A 22,349-nucleotide genomic window follows, 5' to 3' on the forward strand; every position below is an offset into this window, starting at 1 on the left:
TTATAATAGAAGTTTTTTTGATATGTAATAATATTTAACCTGAGATTCATCGTCAAAAACCTCAAAAGTATTATTGCGCTGCATTTTTTCTAAAACTTCAACCTTAGTATTTAAAGCTGTAAAAATTGCTCTGAATTCATCAGGTTTTTTCTTAAACTTCCTAATATCCTTAATTCTTATTTCATGCAACTCAGCACTATTTACAAATACTCTTGTTTTGTAATAAAGTAAATCTGCTAAAGAACTTCTGTTTTTTATATACTCTGTTTGTCTAATTTTACTGGCAAACATTTTACATCTGTCCCTAAAGCTCAAAATCTCGACCTTGTCAATATTTGCATTTGTATATTCTTTGCTTATTAATTCTCTGTAGTTTTCGATAAGCTGTCTGATTTCATCCTCAGTGAGTAAAATGTTTACCTTGTTTTCTAAAGTACTGCTCAGTGTATCTTTTGCATTGATTATGAACGTTTCGCCTTTATAGTTTTTAGGTATATCTGTGCCTATACTATCTTTTCGTGGATTATTTTGAATAAGGCTATTAATTGTTCCGCTTGGCTGGCTTCTTAAAAAGCTGAATTCGTTTTTGTATTGCGTTAATGATTTTAATAAAGCATTATTCGTTTTTATAGTTTTACTAATAACGCTGTCAATGGCCTTATTGATAGTTTCCGGAGTTAACTCACCATTTAATTTAGGAAAGATAATACCTCCGTTAAAATTACTTTTTAAGGGAGCATTGTAGATATAATCATTATCAACATCTCCGTTATAGGTAAACTCATCATTCTTTGCAACTAGCTTTGGATCTACATAATAGTTCTGAATATTTCTTTTATTTGCATTGCTGGCCTCGCTTAAATACATTTTACTTTGAAGAATAAAATCCTGATTATCGGAGTTATTTTCATTTTTAAAAATTATGTATAGTATTTTAGCATTGTTTTTTGCCAAAATACTAAAACTATCCGGTAACACATTATTAATAGTGCCTTCTAACCCAGTGAGAATAAAAAAGTTATTTTCGAAATTTGTATCTGAATTCAGAAATTGGCTAATACTTGTATTGTTATTAGGTAAAATATTCTCTTTCAAAATTTCATCCGGTGTCTTGATACTTTTCTCTATTAAATCAAACCACTTCGAAAAAGATTGCGATTTTATCAAATAATAACTTTTAGACTTTCCCTTTGCTATAAATGAATATGTAAAATTATAATTCGCATACAATTCACTATTTGTCGTTAGTTTAAGATTTTGTAATGCCGAGAGTGTTTTTTTTAAGTATTGCTTACTTGAATTGTTGTTCTCAAAAACGTAATAAAAATTAATATTCTTACTTTCTAAAGCGATTTGTTCAATCGTTTTAATCGATATATCATCCCCTTTTAGATTTGTAATTTTGTTTTTGTCGTGATTCCAAACATTAATTGGCAGCGAAATACTAGTTGCGTTTTCGAACTTAATTGGATCACTTGACTGGTTTTCATTTACAAAAAAAGTATTCTTGTACAATTCATTGGCCAGAAAATTAATTTTTCCTGAAGAAAATTGCAGTGTATCTGCAGGATTAAGTTTTACAACCATATTATCTTCAATAGGATTCAGATATTGCAAAGGAACCCATCCATATTTAAGATTGGTTGTATCTTTTGGCATGACGTCATCAAAATTAGATACAAAAGCAGAATTGGTTGTTTTGTTTATTTTATATACATATACAAAATCATTAAGCTTAATATTTTTTTTAGATACTGACTCTAAATTGGGATCATTCTTTAATAAAAGCGCACTCTTTTTGACATTTTTACCACTAGAAAACAAGTTGTCTAAGGTATTGGAAGCTACAAAATATTTTACATATTTTAAATTGACCTGGTTTTGCATTGCCCTGCTGTATTCAATCACATTATCTTTTTTAATCCAACCCAGATATTGTACTTCTTTTGCATTAGAAAAGTGATTTTTTTTACTGCGTAAAACTGCAAATGTTCCTTTAGGTTTTCCTATAAGTTTTTTGTCCGCAACTACTACTTCATAATAATTTTTATCTTCATTGATTACATACATTGGAGACAAAATTTTCGCTTTATTTTTTACTCTGGCGCCATAAGGTTCTTCATAGATATTATTATCGTTTCGATCTGAAAAAACCAATTTTAACTCTGATTTTTCATTTTCTTTTTGTTTTTCGTTATCATAAGTATTTACTGTTTTTTCTGTTTTTTGGATAACGCTTGTACTATTTTTAACCTGCGAAAAAACAGCACTTGTAATCAATAAGCACATCAAAGAGGTATAGCGAAGTAAAATGCTAATTTTCATTTATTTACTTTGTTTTTTAGTTTTTTGGGTAATATTCATTTGCTTAAAGCATTTTATGGTATCTAATTTTACTTCCTGAATTATAGTAGAATTTCCATCTAAATAATGAAGCCCCTGACAATAACTTAAAAAATCATTGTATTTTTCTTCGTTTACCACTACTACCACATCAGACAGATCATTGCAGATGTATTTATTTTTCAAGTAATTAACCTGTTCTTTATACATTCTGGTGTCCTTGGCTCCAAGATTGGCAATAATCTGCAATCGCTTTTTTATATCTGTCAATACAATACCAGCAGAATCTACAACTTCTGGCTCTTTGAATGGTTCATACAACTGAAGTATCTCTATTTCTTTTGTTATAGGATATCTGGTTTTATCTGTTTCCAGTTTTACAGTATAAATACCAGGTTGGGTAAAAATATAGATAGCTTGTTTCTCATAAGAATCGATCGTTCCGGTTTCACCAAATTCCCAATACCAGTTGTTTGAACTGGGAGAATATCCTGTAAAAACTACTTCTTCGCCTACATAACCAAACTCCGGACAAAATATTTTAGGAATAGAATCTTTTGCCGTTAATGCTCTTCCGTTAACAATATTGATTTGTTTTGAAAAATCGAATTTGTTATCAATTTTTAAGGTTACTAAATATTTACCAACTCTGTCGTAAGTATACTCTACGCTTCCTTTGCTAACAATTGAGTCGCCATTACCAAAATACCAAACTGCTTTTTTATCTGATATTAAAGTGCTGTCATTTATTTTAAAAGATAATTTCTCATTTAATTCATATTGATGATTGTCGTTATCATCTAATATCGAAAAATCAAGACTGCTCAATCTTTTATTATAAGGAAATAATAATGCCACTATCACTAAAATTACCGTAATACAGAACAAAACGATAACTACTGTTTTACTTTTAATGTTCATTTTTAAAATTTGCTTTACATTCGTTAAGACTTGTTTGTACAAGAGTATCGTTTTTCTTGACGGTACTTTCTTCAAGGTTTATCTCTAAAAAAACATTTAATAAGTTCCCGCCAATTAGGCAAAAATTATATGACGAATGAAATTCGTTGTCCTTATACAATTGTTTGTACTCAGATATCTTTCTTTTTACTTCATCTATACGCTGCACTTGGTTGATGTCATACTTAATTGTATCAATTGTCTTGAAAATTTGTCTCGATTTATTAGCATAATCTACTTTAATCTTTTGCATTTTTTCATATTCATCGATTCTGTTGAGCATATCTGCATTATTAAAATTGGGTGTCTTTAATAAAAACTTGGTCACAACAATAAATATAACGCAAGCACTTATGACAAATAATAAATTGAATTTTACTTTTTTCCAATATGTTTCATCAAATTCTATTGCCTTCTTCATAATATGGGATTATTTTTTTTTATTTTCCTGATCGTGTTTATCAATACACTTTTTAAGCTGCGTTTTATTGATGTCGTAATTTGTTTCTGCTTCTTTCAAAACATCAATTTTAGTCTGGATACGTTGCAGTTCAACTAAAAACTCCTCGTACAGACCAAATGAATTCGTCAAATTGGTTTTTGATTTTTGAATCTCATTATTGATCGCAAATCTTTTCTCATTGATCAGGGACTGAAGGTTTTTTCGCTCGTTTAAGGTTCTGTCTTTAAATCTTAAATCGTTGATTTCAATTAATATTTCGTCTAAAAGCAGGTTCATTTCACCTTGCTTTACTGCAATATCATTGTAGTATTTATGTTTTTGCTCCAACTCGGCAACACCTTTATTGGCAGTTATAAGCGTAATATACAGGCATCCAAAAATAAAAGCGAATGTTATAAAAAACACGATAAAAAACTTGCGCTTTTCACCCTTTATGTCGGCATGATTAGTTGGTTTCATAGTTGTATGTTTAATCTAGTATTGACCACGTATTACTTTTTGGCGCTGACACTTTGGTTTCTTCGCTAATAACAATATTTTCTTTTCTGATTCCTATATATTCTAATTCGCTTAATTTTTGCCATAAGCGTTTTAAAATTCCCAGGAACTGATTTAGTTTTTCAAGTGTTTGCGCGATATCATTATGGTCGTAAACAGCACTTTTTGCTTCAAACAATACACTAAGCAATTCTGATGGTTTTACATCAATCCATTCATAATAATATTGTAAAAGCATTTCCTTCTCTTTGTCATCCATCAAGGTTAATGTAGAAATGAGGTGATTGGCCAACACAATTATTTTATCAAACGCGTACACCGGAGATTCTTCAAAAGCAATGTTTTTAAGATAAAAACAGTGTTCTGCATAATAATCAATTATTTTAGTACACAAACTAAATGTGTTCGATACTAGTTTGTTATTACTGGAACTATGTGCGTTTTTTTTGTGGATTTTTATCGAAAAATCGTTTAACTGATATAATTCAGTATTTACTTTTGCTACGAATTGATTTAAAATTTCATTGTTTTTTGTTTTTACAACCGGAGCTATGTAGTTACTATCCTCAATAAATGTCCCATTTTGAAAAGCTATTTTTTTGACAATTAAAAAGTAACCTGATAGAAAATTATCATTTACCGCATTTTTTTTGATAATATGCAGCTTTATCTCAGGAAGTACATGAGGATGATGTAACGGAATTATCTCAGGATCAGGAATACCTACAGGAATTAGATTATAAGGATTTATAGAAACAATAACATAATAATACTCAAAAGAATTCCTGTCTAAATCATTTGCATTGATACTTGCTTCCGGATGTTTTGTGCCATAAATATCCTGATTATAAGAAATCACATATCCATTTTTTGCAATTACATCGCATTTTTTTAGATAGGCAACTAATTGTCCTCCTTCGATTTTTATTTCAATGTCTATAGATTTATTACCGGCCGGTTCTATAGAGCCATAATTAAAATCGTTGAGCTGAACTTTATTATAATCGCTGACAATTGTAATAAAGTTGAAATAATTATTGATAAAATGGTCTTTAGTCAGTTTTACACCATCTGTCCAGTTAATTGGTAAATGTATGTTTGATTTCATAATTGGATGTTGTTATAGTCTAGTATTAGTTATTTTTTTATTCTTCTAAAACAAAGATTTAAAGAAAAATATTAATCTTAATTATTGCGCACTTTCATTTAGCTTTTTCAAAGTGACTCTTTTAGCAAAAATGGTTTGTTTATTTTTCAGTTTACTTTCAGAGATGGTTTCATGAGGACTCAGATTCCTGATAAATAAAGGAAAACTAAAATATTTTGCGGTGTAAAAAGTCCACCCCGTATCTTCAAGCTGAGCACCGGATTCGATAGCATCATTAGGAAATCTGTGATTTTGGTCTTCAATAAACTTATCAAACCAATTACCCAATTTGATATCCTGGGCAATTTTTACATCAAATTTTGAAAAAATATCAGAATCCTCTTTTTTCTTAATATTTATAGATACCTGCATTAAACGAAACTTATCAATATTGTCCCAATATTCAATGTCATTACGTTCTTTGCCTACAAGCCAGTGTTCATAAAATGCTTCTTGAATTTGTAAATATTTTTTCTTTGATTCCTGAAAAAATATGGGTACAAATAACCATAGAATATTAAGCATGCTAATATGTGCATAACTGGATATCGCGATATAATTAAACGCCAGATAATAAATCCAGGAGGAGAGAATGGCTACAATTAAAAAAACAAATATTTTTGCCGGAGCACTATTTTTTATTTCTATCTTTTGAAATAAGGCACCATCCATAAAATAGACCAGTATAACGCCAAGTATTAAGTAGTATAAGACTGAAAACAATAAGCCAAACCAAATAAACTCATTGTTAAAAAAAGCAGATAAACAAGGTGCAGCTGCTATTAAAGAAAAGCATAAAATAAATATTATGGCCGCTTTTGTTTTGATTTTTATACTTGATAACTGACTCATGATAAGCGTTATTATAAGTATTAAAAACGGCGCTAACAGGTATTTTAAAAAAAATGGTAGTAATGTATTCATAGCTGAATGTTATCTCTTTTATTATGGTTTAAAAATTATAAAATGGTATTTATACCTAAATAGTTTTCGTTTAGTTTTATCCCCAGTTGATAGTTGTTAAAAAACACGATATCAACTTTTCGATTACTGATTAGAAAAAACTCCAATACTTTTCTTGTAAGTTCCATCTTGTGTTCTAAAATGGGATAATCAATATTTCCTTCAAAATATAAAGTCACCTCTACATCATCGATCTCACTTTCTACAGCTCCGCTAAGCCCTAGATCAAAGCCTAAAATTCCCTGGCTTAATTTTAGAAAAGGAGATGTGGTAAATACATGTTTTTTATATTTTAGCTTTACTACATTGCCCAATAACATTTCTAAAACTTTTTCCAGCTCCGGAAGATTTTCTTTTAACTTTTCGGCTTCACATAAATAAATAAAGAGATTCTTCTTTTGCGTTTTGGTCAAATCAAATTCAATACCCACTAATTCATCTACTATATTTAGAAACAAATCAATTTTATCCTGAAACAAGTGCAGACTTCTAATCGCATAATTTGCATTTGCAGAAAAAATCTCATTGTCAAAAGGCATAAAGAAATCCAAAGCATTATTCTCTGTTTCTTTATTCTCTTTTACAGCTTCTACAATCTCTTTGTTTGACATTGTAGAATTACTAACAGACAAGGGATGAAAAAGTAATTCAGGTAAATTATGATAAATACTGTTTTTCGCTAAATGCAAAACAAGTGCTTCCTTGGTAAATCTTGAATCTTCCTGATACAACATCGACGAGATATCAATAGCATCTCTGGAATTGTTTCTCTTTGAAAGTCCTTTATGCCTGACAAAAACTTCGGTATCATCTTTTAGAATATTCTGCAATTCATAAAAAAGAATTTCGCCTCTTAAATTAAAATTAAGCTGTTGTTTTAAAACTGAAATATCTTGCTCCATAACTTACTTTTTTTCCCAAATAAACTCATCTTCTTTTATATCTAAAACAATAGCTTCATTCTCAAGAATGGCTTCTGATATAATTAATTTTGAAATTGTTTTTTTAAGATATGTCCTTACGATTCCCGCAATAGGTCTCGCCCCATATTTTTTAGAAAATCCTTTATTTGTGAGGTATTCTAAAGCACCATCTGACAGATCAAATGAAATATTTTTAATACTTATCAATTGTTCTTGCAGGCGATGTAAGTGTAATTTAAAAATAGCTTTGGCAATTTCTATGTCTATAGGAGCAAATGGAACAACCTCAGTCAAACGGCCTAAAAATTCAGGTCTGAAGTGCTGGCTCATAATCTCAATCAATTGATTAGAAGTTGGTAAATGACCGCTTTCTATTTGTTCCTGAATCCATTGACTTCCTATGTTTGATGTAAAAATGATAATTGCATTAGAAAAATCACCTTCACGGCCTAATTTATCATGAATTTTACCTTCATCCATAATTTGTAAAAACACATCATAAACAGAGCTGTGAGCTTTTTCAATTTCGTCAAAAAGTACAACTGAATACGGTTTTTGTCTAATTTTATTAACCAGCATCCCTCCTTCTTCATATCCTACATATCCGGGAGGAGCACCATATAATAAAGCTGCCGAATGTTCTTCTTTAAATTCTGACATGTCAAATCGAATCATCGCATTTTCATCATCAAACAACAATTCAGCCAGTGTTTTTGTTAATTCTGTCTTTCCTGTTCCTGTTGGTCCTAAGAAAAAGAAGGATCCAATGGGTTGTTTAGGATTGCTTAATCCGCTTCTGGATTCGATAATAGCTTCGGACAGCGTTTTTATAGCATGAGCTTGTCCTTTTACCCTTTCTTGCAATTTGTCTTCGATCGTTAAAAGCTTCTCTTTTTCACCCGCACTTATTTTACCAAGCGGTATTCCCGTTGCATTAGAAACAACTGCCAGAATCTCTGATTTTGTTACAACCGTAATTTTTTCTTTTGCTATATTTTCAATATTCAATGCTAATTTCTCAATATCTTCAAAAGTTACCGGCTCATTTTTTTGTCTTTTCGAATTTTCAGTAACATCAATTTTACTGGTTACAACACAGCTTATTCTATTGTATATTTCTTTTTCAAGCAAACTCATTTTTGATTCATCAGCGGGATCAGATTCTTTTATCTGCTCTTTTATTTTTACAATTTCCACTAATGAATTTGCATTAGAAACAATGACTGATGAAGCTGTTCTGTCTAACAAGTCAATTGCTCCGTAAGGCAGTTTTTTTTCTTTATAAAATCGTTTAGACAAATGAATTGCTTCCTGTATTACCTCTTCATTAATCGCTATTTTATAATGCTTTTCTAATTTATTTTTATAAATATTCAAACATTCAATCAATAGAGAATAGTCTAACTCCTCGATAAAAATATTTTCAAATTTTCCGTTTATTGTTGTTCCCTCAATCGATTTTCTATAAGAATCAGCATCAATAGAAGCAATAATATTAATACTTCCCTGAGTTAATTGTGTATTAATAATATTGATTACAGCGTTTGATTTAGAGTTTGACGAGTTTAATAATACCTGTATGTCATCAATAAAAAGTATACTTTTTCCGTTTTTGGATAATTTTTCAAAAATTTCAATCAGCTTTTTTGAAATCTCATTTTCATTACTGCAGTTTGCAACGAGTTTAGATACATTTAAAGATAAAACAAGTGTTTCTTCAAAGAAATTAGGATCTGTTTCGTGCAAGTTATGAATGAGGTTCTTTATAATACTTGTTTTTCCAATACCAGATTCCCCAATCAATAAAATACCATGATTTTCATATCGTTCTATGTTTTCAAGTATTAATCGAACTTCTCTGTTTCTGCCAATTATACTGCTTCCTTCTTCAATAATATTTTTTTTATATAAAGTGTCGCAATAGTTAATATCGATTGTTTCCTGCTCATCAGCATTATCAGCCAGACTAAAACTTTTTTGAGTATTTCTTAGCCCAAAGTGCTTTAAAAGTTCTTTATCACTTAGATTTAATCCATCAATTTGTTTGTCGCTATAAACTAATCCAGGTTTAATAATGGCTATAAAAACACAAAATGCATCGATGGCATCTGCTCCTAGCCTGATTTTATTGAAATTTGATTCTGTAAAAACATTCTCAACTTCACTATCACTTGTTACACTATTATCGTTGTTTTGTGAAGAAGTATATACCTCTTTTCTCACATCAAACCATTCTTTTATGTAATCTATATCTTTAGACAGCGATCTTAATACCTCTACTAATCCTGTTGGTTCAAATAATAATGCATAAGCCAAATGAGCCACTCCATAAGTGCTGTGACCATCCTGAATTGCTAATGATTTAGCAGATTTAATTGCAGATAATAAGCTTGGACTATAATCTAATTCGTTCATAAGTTTAGTTAATTGTAATTTGAAATGGAATGTTCATAACAGATTGTTTTTCTAAAGTTTCTTTTAAAAACATTTCTATTTTTTTCTTATTATCTATCTGCAAAGCATATTTTTCCTGTAAAACAACTTTTACATCAATGGTTCTGAATACTCCTTGTTTTCTATTGCTGCTTATCCCAACTCCATCTGTAATTAAAACATCTTTAGTAATATTTCTTAAATGATAATGTACTGCTGATTTTATATCTTGTTTTGTAACTAAGCGCTCTTTAGACAAAAAACCGTATCGTAGATTGATTAGCTTTTCGATTTTATTATTCCTGTAAATTCCCCCAACTGAGTTTGCCTGAAAAATGGTAGAATCCTGAGCTAACTCAGATAAAGATGTTTGTTTTAAAATAGTGCCTTTTTTCAAATTGTTGGCTACCTGCCCATTAGAAGTCCAATAAGAGTAATATAAAATTTTAGATTTCTCCGTTTCATGAATTAACGCATACACTTCTTCTTCATTAACCTGACTGTAACTGCTATTAATTTTGTTTTCAATCGAATTAAGTTCTTCGTTGATTCTGGTCATTGTAGCATCTATATAATCCGCATTTATATTAGAAAAAGAGCTAATATCTTCTCGCAATGCCCTTGCTAACTTCTTAAGAAAAAATTTTGCATTTCGTGAATCATAATTTTCTAATCCGCCATAAAAAATAGTAAATGTATTTGAGGTAAGAGAATTAGCTTGCTTTATACCATTTGTAAATTCAATATTTTTTTCGTTGAAGATTTTCATTACATCAAGAAAGTGGGTGTTTTTTTCTGCTTTCATCGGGAAAAGACGTCCTTCTATCTGAGCATTATGCACTCTGTTGTTCAACTTTCTATTGACAATTGGAAATGTATTTATTTTTATTTGAATTTTATCAAGCTCGGATTTAGTAAAAATTTCAGGAAATATAAATTCCAACCAAATTAACCTAGTATCTTTTTTACCGGATTTTAGCTCTTCTTTCTCTATTTCAAATTTGTCTAATATCGATTCGTATACCAGATTTTCTAAGTCTAGTTTTAATTTGTAAATAGAATTTTTATAGAATGACTTTATATTCTCGGCATAATGTTTATTGTCCTGAACTTCATCAAAAGTTTCGTTTTCAATTTCAATACTATTTCCTAAAGAATCTTTTACTGTTATAAATTGCAAAAAGGCATCTAATGATGAATTCTCTGTTATAAATGTAAATTTCAACGAATTAAGTTTCTCCAGATTTTCTTTTGTAACATCTAACCCAACCCAAACACGATGATCTAAAACCTTATGTTGTACAGGTAAATGCTTTATATTTTTTGAAGAATCTATCAAAAATGAGTCATACATTTGAAAACTAATCTCTCCTTCTACAATACTTTCATTAGTGAAAGGTGTAAAATAAATATCATAATCAACATTAGTTGCCATTCCTGATTTTACCACAAATTCGGTATCATTATTTAGCATCACAATACCTTTAGTGGCAGTTGTACTTGCTAAAGTGTGGGCTGGCATTGGTAAATTCCATTGGCTTGGTACAATTTCCTGTGCAATGCGTTCAATAATTTTATTATCAGATTCTACTCCTTCCTGATACAAATAGTAAAGTTCATGAACAAAAACATCTAATAACATCATCACTAAAGGATCTGCCATATTGATATCTTCAATTCCCCAAATTTCCAGGCATTTTTTTTGTATCCTGTTCTTTATTTCGATAAACTTAACGTCTTTCATATTTTATTTTATTGCGAAATTGGGCTTATATTCAACTTTGTGTGGAAATTAAACGGTATTAAACTTTCGATAATCGAACCTTTTACGACTATATTCGCTTTTCTTCTAATACTTGATCCTAATTCTTTATCATTAATTTCATCTAAAGAGATCGAAACTTCGCTTAGAATTAATCTTTTTTCGAATGCATTAATTGAATCATATAATGATTTTCTGACCAAATCTTCCCAGTCTCTTTTTTTAATATGTTGATTAAATTCTAAATCCCAAATAATCGTCCCATAGCTTGGTGTCTCTGGAATCTCTCCAAAAGAAGTTGTAATTATCATCATGATATTGTACGCAATCGACTCGTCAATCTTACAAAAATTCTCTTGCGATCCTCTTAGCAAAGATTTAAAATTAACGGGGTATTTCAGATATTTCATCTTAAAAAAAATATTACGTTGTTTTTTAACAAAAATAGGCTCTTATTGATTTTTTAACATACTGCAACAAAAATCCAAATAAAATACTTACAAATCAATATTATTTAGAACTTTTTTTTTATTAGTTTTACAAAATTAACTAAAAATCTTATAAAATTATGAGCATGTTCAATTATGGTATTGGTGGCAATGAAGTGAAGGTTGATGCCAATGAGTCAATTTTAGAAATTCCTTCAAACAGAACATTACTAATTCAAAAACTTACAAATGAGCAGCCGGTAGGACCCGAAGCTGTGTATGATTTGCAGACAGTAGAAGCAGTGTTTGAAAAGTACAAACCAAGTGTAGATTTTGAATTTACTACTGAAGAAGGTTCAGATTTAAATGAATCTATGGTATTTCAAAACTTGGGAGATTTTGGAGCAAAATCAATTAAAGAAAATAGTCCTTTTTTGAATAAATTAAACACCGAAAAAGAACAAGCTTATAAAATTGTGCGCCAACTTTCCAGTAATAGAGGATTAATTAAAGCCATACAGGACCCCGCTGTTAAAGAGGCTATAATCGAATTACTTGAAAACGCTAAGAATGAAATTAATAATAATAAACAATAAATATGGCAACTCAAACCAAAGAACAAAAAAGTCATGGTTCTTCAACCGAACAATTGCTGCAAGAACAAGGTAGCAGCAAAATAAATTTATTAAATGAATATGGCGGTTTTGCCTTTTTAGAAAATGTAATTGACGGATTGTCAAACTTAAACCCTACCAGAAAAGCGAGAAAAAATATTTTTCTTAATGACGCGCAATGGGAAAATGAAAGAACAACGCTAACCAATAGACTCGAACTATGGTTGGATTTACTAAAAGGCAATGATTCTGTTGAATCGATGATTGAAGTGGCAAATACAAAAGCTACATCTGCAGATTCTACATTAAACAGAAATTTAAAATATGCTTTGAATGTTTCCAGAGAGTTAGAAACATCTTACCGAAGCGTTGCATTATTCTATAAAAATGCAGAAAGCGATAAAATTAAAAATGTAACGATCGTAAATGCAGATATATCTCAATTGAAAGATTTAGATAATACTTTGTTTATTGATTACGTTTCAAATGAATTAAAACAAAATTTTGACAGATTAGATTTGAGAAAAAACTACTCAATCCTTTCAGTACCTGGGTATTTAGGTTCTAACGCCGTTTTAGACAAATGGTCTAAAATAGCACACGAAAACAAAACAGTATTATTAACTGATTTTCAAGATCTTGAAACTCCGGATGATGTTATAGATATTTTCTTTAATGCAAATCACACAGGTGGTGATGTATTTAAATCGAATACAATCATGACTTGTAACTATTTACTGGGAAGAAGTAAATATGACGAAGTTGGAGAAGAAGACAATTTATATATACCACCATCAACTTCTTTAGCCGGTAAAATATACAAAACATTAATGTCTCAGGTTGTTGCCGGTAAAAAATTTGGAGGTCTAAACGAAGTAGAAAGCGTTCGTTTTGATTTGAAAAAAAGCGAAATTTCAGAACTAGAAAAAATGGGTCTTGTACCAATGGTGAATGAATATAGTAAAATTATGGCTTTCTCTGCTAAAACGTTATTTAACGGAGATAACTTAGGTTTACAAACTTATTCTGTAGTACGCGTATTTGATCACATTACAAAAGTACTTTTTGACTTTTTAAACAGAAGAGCTTTTGAAAACTGGACAACAAGAACAGAAGCTGATTTAAGAAGCCAAATCATTAAGTTTTTAGATGGAATTAAAGGGCCAACTAATCTTATTGAAAAATTTACAGTAATGAAAATTGAACAGGATAAAACTCAAAAGGACAGAATTTTATTAGATATCCATATCACACCATATTTTCCAGCTAAAAGTTTTGTAATTCAATTAGATGGACACAAAGGAGATGGTCCTGAAGAGGCTGTTTGGCATAGTGATTATAAACAAGTATAATTCTTCCAAATACCAGGTTTTATCCTAAAATCAATTACTTTAGGACAAATTTTAATTCTGGCAGATTAATTATACCATTGCATTTTAATGATTTTAAAATGCAATAATTAGTTACAAAAAAACGCTAAGATTATCTTAGCGTTTTTTGTTTTTATATTAATCCAGTACAAGACCAATCTGGCCGTCATCATCTAATTCTGTTTCAACCGAATCATCTTCTTCTAATTCCGGTTTTTCAGGAACTTCTTCGACAGGTTCTTCATAAGGTAACGGATCCAATAAATTAACTTGTTTTAATTTATCTGTTGTCAATTGATTTCCTAATGCTTTAAAGCCTTTTACAGCAATAAAATCTTCGACATCGATATGTAGATCTTCTTTTTGAACTCCTTTTACTTTTGCAAAAATTAATTGCGCCACCGGACGATAATCTGTTGACACGATTTCTAATTGCGAATTTGGATGGTCTGTAATAAAACTTTCTTCTTTTCCTTCATTTTCTACAAGGAAACGTTTCAGATAATAACGTTCTTTTTCTCCATCATAATAAATTGCCGAAATTGGTTTTTTAGGTTTAAATTTCTCTAAAACGATCATATCTTCATCAAAATGAGTCGATAATTCCGGAATTATAACCTTTAGTTTACCACTTTGACTAATGACTAAGATTTTATCACTTGGTTTAAATTCACCTAATAATTCGCCTCTGGCATCAACATTTAAACGTTTTACAGTATCATCAAACCAAACTTTTCTTGGTAATAAAGTCGAAATTCCTTTTTCTTTAAGTTCGATTTTCTTGATTGGATATTTGGTAACCAAATTTCCTTTTGAAGCCCTGCCTTTAATAGCTAATTTGGCAAAATCAATATCAAATTTCAATTTTTTGATCGTTCCTACCTGACGTAATAAAATAGTAATTACTTCTGCTTCTCCGTTTGGATTATGCGAAAAATAAACAACTTGCGAACCTGCAGTTTCATTTGTTAAATCATAAGGTTTATCACGTGTAACACCAGAAACATTGAAACGTTTGATATAAGATGGTCCGGATTTTCCGTCACGATACATCATGTTGTAAATCGTTCGTTTATCACTCTTATCAAAAATAGCAACATGAATAATATCTTTACCCACAAATGTTTTGGCATCTACTTTTGTTACGAGCATTTTTCCGTCACGTAAAAACACAATTACATCATCGATATCAGAACAATCCGTAAGATATTCATCTTTTTTAAGGCTGGTTCCAACAAAACCTTCTTCTCGGTTTACGTAAAGTTTAGTATTACGTAAAACTACTTTTGTAGCTTCAACATTATCAAAAACACGAAGTTCTGTCTGACGTTCGCGGCCTTTACCGTATTTCTCTTTTAATCTGGTAAAGTAAGCAATTGCAAAATCGGTTAGATTTTCTAAATTATGCTCTACTTCTTTCATTTCATCTTCTAACTTCGAGATAAAATCATCGGCTTTATCAGAGTCAAAACGAGTAATACGAATCATTGGGATTTGAGTTAATCGTTGTAAATCATCATCGTTGATTTCTCTGACAAATGATTTTTTGAAAGGCTCAAACCGATCGTATAAATATTTATACAGCGATTCTCTATCTGAATATAATTTGAAATCAATGTACATTTCTTCACGAATGAAGATTTTTTCTAAAGTAGAAAAATGCCATTTGTTTTTTAATTCTTCTAACTGGATTTCTAATTCCTGACGAAGTAAATCTTCGGTTCTGTGTGTCGAAATCCTCAACATTTCAGAAACTCCAATGAACAGCGGTTTATTATCCTCAATTACACAACCTAAAGGTGCTACAGAAGTTTCGCAAGCTGTAAAAGCAAACAAAGCATCAATTGTTTTATCAGGAGAAACACCAGGAAAAAGATGTATTAAAATCTCTACATCAGCAGCTGTATTGTCTTCGATTTTCTTGATTTTGATTTTACCTTTATCGTTGGCTTTCAAAATACTGTCAATCAAAGTTGTGGTATTGGTCGAAAACGGAATTTGCGTAATCACCAAAGTATTTTTGTCTAATTGCGCAATTTTAGCACGTACACGAACACGTCCGCCACGAAGTCCGTCATTATAATTCGACACGTCGGCGATACCTTGTGTCATGAAATCAGGATATAACGTAAAAGGTTTTCCTTTTAGAATCTTAATCGAAGCATCAATTAACTCATTGAAGTTATGAGGCAGAACTTTAGTCGAAAGACCAACCGCAATTCCTTCTGCTCCTTGTGCCAATAGTAACGGAAACTTTACCGGAAGATTGTTTGGCTCTGCACGACGGCCATCATACGAAACACCCCAATCGGTAATTTTTGGAGAATATAAAACCTCTAAAGCAAATTTAGATAAACGTGCCTCGATATAACGAGAAGCCGCAGCTCCATCGCCAGTTAAGATATTTCCCCAGTTTCCCTGACAGTCAATCAATAAATCTTTTTGACCTATTTGTACCATAGCATCACCAATACTCGCATCTCCGTGTGGGTGATACTGCATAGTGTGACCTACAACATTGGCAACTTTATTATAACGGCCATCGTCCAACTCTTTCAAAGAGTGCATAATACGACGTTGAACAGGTTTAAAACCATCTTCAATCGCCGGAACTGCACGTTCCAGAATTACGTATGAAGCATAATCCAGAAACCAGTCTTTGTACATGCCCGTTACTTTGGTAATAACGTCCTCTCCTTCTTCTTCCTGATTTTCGTAAAAATGCTGTCCTTCAAAATTCTTAGCATTTACGCTTATAATTTCTTCAGAATCATCACCTTCCTGATTGTCATCAAGCTGGTTTTCCTCAGAATTATTCTCGTCGTCGTTTGGAATGATGTTATCGTCTTCTTCGTCTTTCATTTATTTATATTCGAAAATTATAAATTTGTATTTTAATTCTGAAAACCTGATTGTCTAATTAAATCAAAGTTAGTATATTCTTAATCCTAATTATAGTTATCCAGAATCGTGTTTTTTAAAATATACGGTTTTAATTCTTCATAACTGAAAAAAATCTCAGGTTCTCCACCTGCAAAACCAACAAGTTCATATGGAGCATAAGAAAAAGTAATACCTGTTGGCAAAATATAAAAAGTATTGGCCATTTCTATTTTATCTGATAATCCATCACCATACTCTGACTTAATTCTATTTTCATAAAAATCAATAAAATTTTGATTTTTTGTATTTAGAAGATGTTCTATTTCTATTTTTCTTCCGGTACTTACTTCATAATTATCGTATGATGTGCGGTACAAACCGTGTGCTCCGCCCATATAGTTGTACCAATAATGATAAACTACATAAATATTTGAATCAATAAAAATAGGCCAACTGACAAATAAGCTTTCTGACGCATAATTATCCTCATCCTTTACAGCCTTTTTACTATCAAAATTATGTTTCCATTTATCATGATTTTTTATGCTGAGTGAATCGCTAGACAAATACTTTACATTCGAACTTAAAGCTTCAAAGTTTTTATCATTTGATAAAATTTCTCCCAGAAAAGTATAATCCCTTGATGGAGTATAATCTCTTCCTTGTCCTTTTTTATAAGCTTCTCTGGTATCAAATAATGTATAATCTATTTTATCAAAACATTTATAAGATGGAAATTTTTTACTTGGATAAATTTTATATGCTTTTTTATTATAGATGCACTCTATAAACATTTCATCAGTAAATAGATTGTATAATTTGAGTTTACAAGTAGTTTTCCCGTTATCATTCTCATCAGAAGATACTTCTCCTGTGTAGAAATCCTCTTTCTCCTTTTTTACTAATCCAAAACCGAAAATTTGATCTTCTCCATCAATATAAAGACGCCCTGATTTCCAATATCCCCCATATTCTTCAGTTAATGCATTAGAAATATGAATTTGAATTTTTTTATTATCATCAAGTGTTCCATCAAAAGAATAAATAAAAGGAGCTTCTATTTTTAATGTATCACCGCCTATTACAACAGTATTTTCATCTATCTTGTAAATTAAACTATCATTGTTTTTTTCGATTTTAATTTCACTTACAGGCTTAGGTAGAACAACTGATTTTTTCTCGTTATTTTTTGACTGACAGGAAATAAATACCACAATTAATAAACACAGAATACTTTTTTTCATAAATTTAAACTTCAGCTTCAACAGCATCCAATTCCACTTTCAAATTTTTGATAATAAATTCTTGTCTGTCCGGAGTATTTTTTCCCATATAAAATGACAATAATTGCTCAATCGAAGTATTTTTATCCATCATAATTGGGTCAAGACGAATGGTTTCTCCAATAAAATTTTTGAACTCATCAGGAGAAATCTCTCCCAAACCTTTAAATCGGGTAATTTCCGGTTTTGGTTTTAATTTTTCGATGGCATCTTTTCTTTCTTCTTCCGAATAGCAATAGATCGTTTCTTTTTTATTACGAACCCTGAAAAGCGGTGTTTGTAAAATGTATAAATGTCCTTCTTTAATTAATTCCGGGAAAAACTGAAGAAAGAATGTAATCAACAACAAACGGATGTGCATACCATCGACATCGGCATCAGTTGCGATTACGATGTTATTGTAACGCAATTTTTCCAGTCCGTCTTCGATATCTAAAGCTGCTTGCAATAGATTGAATTCTTCGTTTTCGTACACAATTTTCTTGGTCATTCCGTACGAGTTCAAAGGCTTACCACGCAAACTAAATACTGCCTGAGTATTTACGTCACGTGACTTTGTGATCGATCCGGAAGCCGAATCTCCCTCGGTAATAAAAAGCGTACTTTCTAAGTTTCTTGGGTTTTTTGTATCAGGAAGATGCGCACGACAATCTCTTAATTTTTTATTATGAAGATTGGCTTTCTTAGCACGATCTGTAGCCAGTTTTCTAATTCCTGATAATTCTTTACGCTCTCTTTCAGCTTGCAAAATCTTGCGTAATAAAGCTTCTGCCGTTGGAGGATTTTTATGTAAATAATTGTCTAATTTCGTTTTAATAAAGTCGTTTACAAAAGTACGAACAGATACCGGCGGTGTTCCGTCATCAGAACCCATATCCATAGAACCTAATTTGGTTTTGGTCTGAGATTCAAAAACCGGTTCCATTACCTTGATACTAATCGCACTAACAATAGATTTACGAACATCAGATGCTTCGAAATTTTTATTGTAAAACTCACGAATGGTTTTTACAATCGCTTCTCTGTAAGCTGCTAAGTGTGTTCCTCCTTGTGTGGTATTCTGACCGTTGACAAATGAGTGATATTCTTCGCTGTATTGTGTTTTACTATGCGTTAAAGCGATCTCAATATCATGTTCTTTTAAGTGAATAATTGGATATTCAAGATCTTCTTCGCTGATTGTTTCTTCTAATAAATCTCGAAGACCATTTTCTGAAAGGTATTTTTCGCCATTAAATATAATAGTCAAACCATTGTTTAGATAACAATAGTTTTTCACCATTTTAATAACATATTCTAAACGGAATTTATAGTTTTTAAAGATGGATTCATCCGGCGTAAAGGTCACTTTTGTCCCTTTTCGTTTTGTTGTATCGATTACATCTTCTTCAAGAATCAGATTTCCTGCAGAAAATTCGGCAGCCTTTTGTTTATCATCACGAACAGATTCTACACGAAAAGCACTCGAAAGTGCATTTACAGCTTTTGTTCCGACACCATTTAAACCTACGGATTTCTGGAAAGCTTTAGAATCGTACTTTCCTCCGGTATTCATTTTCGAAACTACATCGACTACTTTTCCTAACGGAATTCCACGTCCGTAATCACGAACCGAAACCGTTTTATCCTTGATAGTCACCTCAATAGTTTTCCCCGACCCCATCACGAACTCATCGATACAGTTGTCTAAAACCTCTTTTAAAAGAATATAAATACCATCATCCGGTGAAGAACCATCTCCTAATTTCCCGATATACATTCCGGGACGCATACGAATATGTTCTTTCCAATCGAGTGATCGAATATTATCTTCGGTATATTGATTTTGCTCTAGCATAAAGTGAATTGGATTTTTGGCTAATGTACCATTTATAGCTAAAAAATAAAAGCGTATTTCCTTTTTGTTATGATTAATAACAGCTTTGAATTCTATTTAAATTGATTTTAAAATAATAGGACCGCTAAAAATATTAAAAATCAGCTTTTAAACAAAAAAAACACTATTTAATTCCCAGTACTTCTTTCGCCAAAGCAATCATTTGGGGCGTTCCCGTATTTTTATTTTTTTCGTCAGAAAGTTTTACAACACCTTGCCAATGTGTGTTATCAAGTTTAACTTCGGTTAATTTTATAACCATATTCATAGGTGGCAAGCCTACATCATTGGTGAAATTGGTACCAATACCAAATGACATTTTTATTTTATCTTTACAAAAATCAGTAATACTTTTTACTTTATCATAATTTAAGGAATCCGAGAAAACAATGACTTTCGATTTTGGGTCAATTCCCATTTTGGTGTAATGCGAAATTACTTTTTGGGCAAACTCAATTGGATCGCCGCTATCATGACGAACGCCATCAAAAAGTTTGGAATATTTTTTATCAAATTGTTCAAAGAAAACGTCTGTTGTATAAGTATCCGTCAAAGCAATTCCCAGGTCACCTCCATATACTTGTGTCCAGTTTTCAAGACTAATTAAATTTGCCATTTTAAACCCAAATTGCGCCGCATGAAACATAAACCATTCGTGAGCATGTGTTCCTAAAGGTCTTTTATTATTGACCATTGCAAAATGCACATTACTGGTCCCGATAAAACTATCTGACCCAAAACTCTGCAATGTTTCATTTATCAAAGAGTGAACATCATAAGAATGACGCCTTCTTGTACCGAATTCTAAAATTGAAACTCCCAACTTATTATAGTTATCAATCTTATCTTTAGTAACATTTTTTATAGATTCATCGTTTAAACGAATCAAATGATTTGACTTATAAAAAAGTTCTGAAATCAATGCCATCAAAGGAACTTCCCATAAAATTGTACGGTACCAGAAGCCTTCTATCACGACTTTTATTTCTGAGCCTTCCTGCGTTATCTGCACTTCTGAAGGATCATAAGTATAGCCTTGCAAAAAATCTAAATAAGTAGGATCAAGATAAGGACAATGATGTGATAAATATTTTTTTTCTTCTTTGGTCAACCGCAAATCTGCCATGGCATCTACTGATCGTCGAAGTAAATCAGCGAAACCGGGAGGAAAAATATGTTTTCCTCTATTTATAAAACCGTAACATACTTTTGCCTTCGGAAAAAGTCTTATTACTGCATGTTGCATCGTAAATTTATAGAAATCATTATCTAAAATTGATTTCAGGAAAGTTGTCTCCATACTCATAGTTCCATTTTAATAGTTCAGTCAACTATTATCATTAAATCTCATCTCTTGATGGCTAAGATACGGCAATTCGATAAAAGAAGGAAATTCTTTAAACAAACATCCAAATTTGCTTATTTCGAAATTATTTTAAAAGAAACAATACTAAAAGTATCCAGATAAATAGTGAGATAATCTCCTATGCTTTTATCATAAGTGATTTGAAATTCTAAATCACCTCGTTTTTCTTTTGAATTCTGAATTTTAACAGCCTGATTATATTTATTCAAATAAAAAACAAGATCAGACTTTGATACGTTCTTAATTTCAAACGTAATTTTATCGCCATGCCTTGCTTCAATTATTTCCGTTTCAGGTGATTTAATTTTATAATCGCCTTCTATGGTCTTATTATAAATTAAAGGACCGTTTAGAAAATCTTCTTTGTTTAATTTATTTCCTAAATAAGAACCGGAATCCGGAAAGTGTTTGGCAAAAAAATAATCAGGATCAGTATCAAAATAAATAGACGCAAAGTCATTAACCATTCTTCCTTTACTGCTGTCATAATAGCCCTGACCCCAAGTAACATCTATAAGTCTCCATTTTTTATCAACCATCACAATATTCCACGCATGATCTGAAGAGGTGCTTTTTCGGCCAATATCTGCTAATCTCGTTTTTGAAGTTCCTCTGATTATTTCACATTTCAAACCTGTTAATACTGCCAAATGCTGATATAAAGCTGTAAAACCTTCACAAACTCCTTTTTGGGAATTAAAGGTTTTCTGAATCAATTTATCATTGATTTCTTTAATTTTTCGTTGTTTTTCTGCCTCTGTAGAATAACTGAAACCCTGTACTCCGGGCGGATTTAAAAAAACTTTATAATCATATTTTATATTAAAAGCAATCCAGCTGTAAATAGCGCGCGCCTTATCGTGTTCTGAAGTAAAATCTTTTTGAATCCTTTCTGCTAAATCTTCTATAGCATTAAAATGTTTTGGGTATTTTAAAACTATTTTATCTACATCACTATACTTTTGAGAGTAAGAGCAATGCAGAAAAATAAAATTCAGGAAGAAAAATATAAGGGTAATCTTTTTTATTATCATGGA

General features: G+C 31.1%; 17 protein-coding genes. 2 read left to right on the forward strand and 15 right to left on the reverse strand.

All coding sequences use genetic code 11. The features are described from left to right. The 10 genes from tssR to BXU01_RS03310 form a co-directional block, all read right to left on the reverse strand. Positions 1-2,325 (reverse strand): type VI secretion system protein TssR domain-containing protein, encoded by a 2,325-nt coding sequence (tssR, locus tag BXU01_RS03265; protein ID WP_123773931.1) that lies wholly within the window; start codon positions 2,323-2,325, stop codon positions 1-3. After that, positions 2,326-3,264, reverse strand: a complete 939-nt coding sequence (locus tag BXU01_RS03270; RefSeq protein ID WP_083691674.1) for a PKD domain-containing protein — start codon at positions 3,262-3,264, stop codon at positions 2,326-2,328. After that, positions 3,254-3,724 (reverse strand): type VI secretion system TssO, encoded by a 471-nt coding sequence (tssO, locus tag BXU01_RS03275; RefSeq protein ID WP_083691675.1) that lies wholly within the window; start codon positions 3,722-3,724, stop codon positions 3,254-3,256. Before tssO ends, BXU01_RS03270 begins: the two co-directional genes overlap by 11 nt. A gap of 9 nt (positions 3,725-3,733) precedes the next feature. Further along, positions 3,734-4,225: a hypothetical protein gene (locus tag BXU01_RS03280; protein ID WP_083691676.1), complete on the reverse strand. Its 492-nt coding sequence runs from the start codon at positions 4,223-4,225 to the stop codon at positions 3,734-3,736. Positions 4,226-4,235: 10 nt separating this feature from the next. Further along, positions 4,236-5,372: a hypothetical protein gene (locus BXU01_RS03285; RefSeq protein WP_083691677.1), complete on the reverse strand. Its 1,137-nt coding sequence runs from the start codon at positions 5,370-5,372 to the stop codon at positions 4,236-4,238. An 81-nt stretch (positions 5,373-5,453) separates the two neighbouring features. Next, a complete protein-coding gene (locus tag BXU01_RS03290; protein WP_165689752.1) occupies positions 5,454-6,335 on the reverse strand; it encodes a TssN family type VI secretion system protein in 882 nt (293 codons plus the stop codon). Between the two features lie 35 nt (positions 6,336-6,370). Continuing rightward, a complete protein-coding gene (locus BXU01_RS03295; protein WP_083691678.1) occupies positions 6,371-7,276 on the reverse strand; it encodes a hypothetical protein in 906 nt (301 codons plus the stop codon). Positions 7,277-7,279: 3 nt separating this feature from the next. Beyond that, positions 7,280-9,712 carry an AAA family ATPase gene (locus tag BXU01_RS03300; protein WP_083691679.1) on the reverse strand — a complete coding sequence of 811 codons (2,433 nt, stop codon included), beginning with the start codon at positions 9,710-9,712 and terminating at the stop codon, positions 7,280-7,282. A gap of 4 nt (positions 9,713-9,716) precedes the next feature. Beyond that, a complete protein-coding gene (locus BXU01_RS03305) occupies positions 9,717-11,474 on the reverse strand; it encodes a hypothetical protein (RefSeq protein WP_083691680.1) in 1,758 nt (585 codons plus the stop codon). 8 nt (positions 11,475-11,482) lie between these two features. Then, positions 11,483-11,902, reverse strand: a complete 420-nt coding sequence (locus BXU01_RS03310; protein WP_055098209.1) for a GPW/gp25 family protein — start codon at positions 11,900-11,902, stop codon at positions 11,483-11,485. 158 nt (positions 11,903-12,060) lie between these two features. Here BXU01_RS03310 and BXU01_RS03315 point away from each other — a divergent pair, with 158 nt between their 5' ends. Next, entirely contained in the window at positions 12,061-12,516 is a 456-nt protein-coding gene (locus tag BXU01_RS03315) for a hypothetical protein (protein ID WP_083691681.1), read from the forward strand. Positions 12,517-12,518: 2 nt separating this feature from the next. Further along, the gene (locus tag BXU01_RS03320; RefSeq protein WP_083691682.1) at positions 12,519-13,886 is read left to right on the forward strand and encodes a DUF5458 family protein; all 1,368 of its coding nucleotides are present in this window, start codon (positions 12,519-12,521) and stop codon (positions 13,884-13,886) included. 156 nt (positions 13,887-14,042) lie between these two features. Here BXU01_RS03320 and BXU01_RS03325 read toward each other — a convergent pair whose 3' ends face one another. The 5 genes from BXU01_RS03325 to BXU01_RS03345 all read right to left on the reverse strand — a co-directional run bounded on the left by BXU01_RS03325 (position 14,043) and on the right by BXU01_RS03345 (position 22,346). After that, positions 14,043-16,766, reverse strand: coding sequence for a DNA gyrase/topoisomerase IV subunit A (locus BXU01_RS03325; protein ID WP_083691683.1), 2,724 nt, complete (start codon positions 16,764-16,766; stop codon positions 14,043-14,045). Between the two features lie 86 nt (positions 16,767-16,852). Continuing rightward, complete coding sequence (locus BXU01_RS03330; protein ID WP_165689753.1) at positions 16,853-18,031, reverse strand: DUF3298 domain-containing protein; 1,179 nt, start codon at positions 18,029-18,031, stop codon at positions 16,853-16,855. 4 nt (positions 18,032-18,035) lie between these two features. Then, positions 18,036-19,907: a DNA topoisomerase IV subunit B gene (locus BXU01_RS03335; RefSeq protein ID WP_083691685.1), complete on the reverse strand. Its 1,872-nt coding sequence runs from the start codon at positions 19,905-19,907 to the stop codon at positions 18,036-18,038. 163 nt (positions 19,908-20,070) lie between these two features. Beyond that, complete coding sequence (gene pncB, locus BXU01_RS03340; protein WP_083691872.1) at positions 20,071-21,246, reverse strand: nicotinate phosphoribosyltransferase; 1,176 nt, start codon at positions 21,244-21,246, stop codon at positions 20,071-20,073. A 119-nt stretch (positions 21,247-21,365) separates the two neighbouring features. Then, positions 21,366-22,346, reverse strand: coding sequence for a transglutaminase domain-containing protein (locus tag BXU01_RS03345; RefSeq protein WP_083691686.1), 981 nt, complete (start codon positions 22,344-22,346; stop codon positions 21,366-21,368). Positions 22,347-22,349 lie beyond the last annotated feature (3 nt).

Source organism: [Flexibacter] sp. ATCC 35103, assembly GCF_001975985.1.
Taxonomy (GTDB): domain Bacteria; phylum Bacteroidota; class Bacteroidia; order Flavobacteriales; family Flavobacteriaceae; genus Flavobacterium.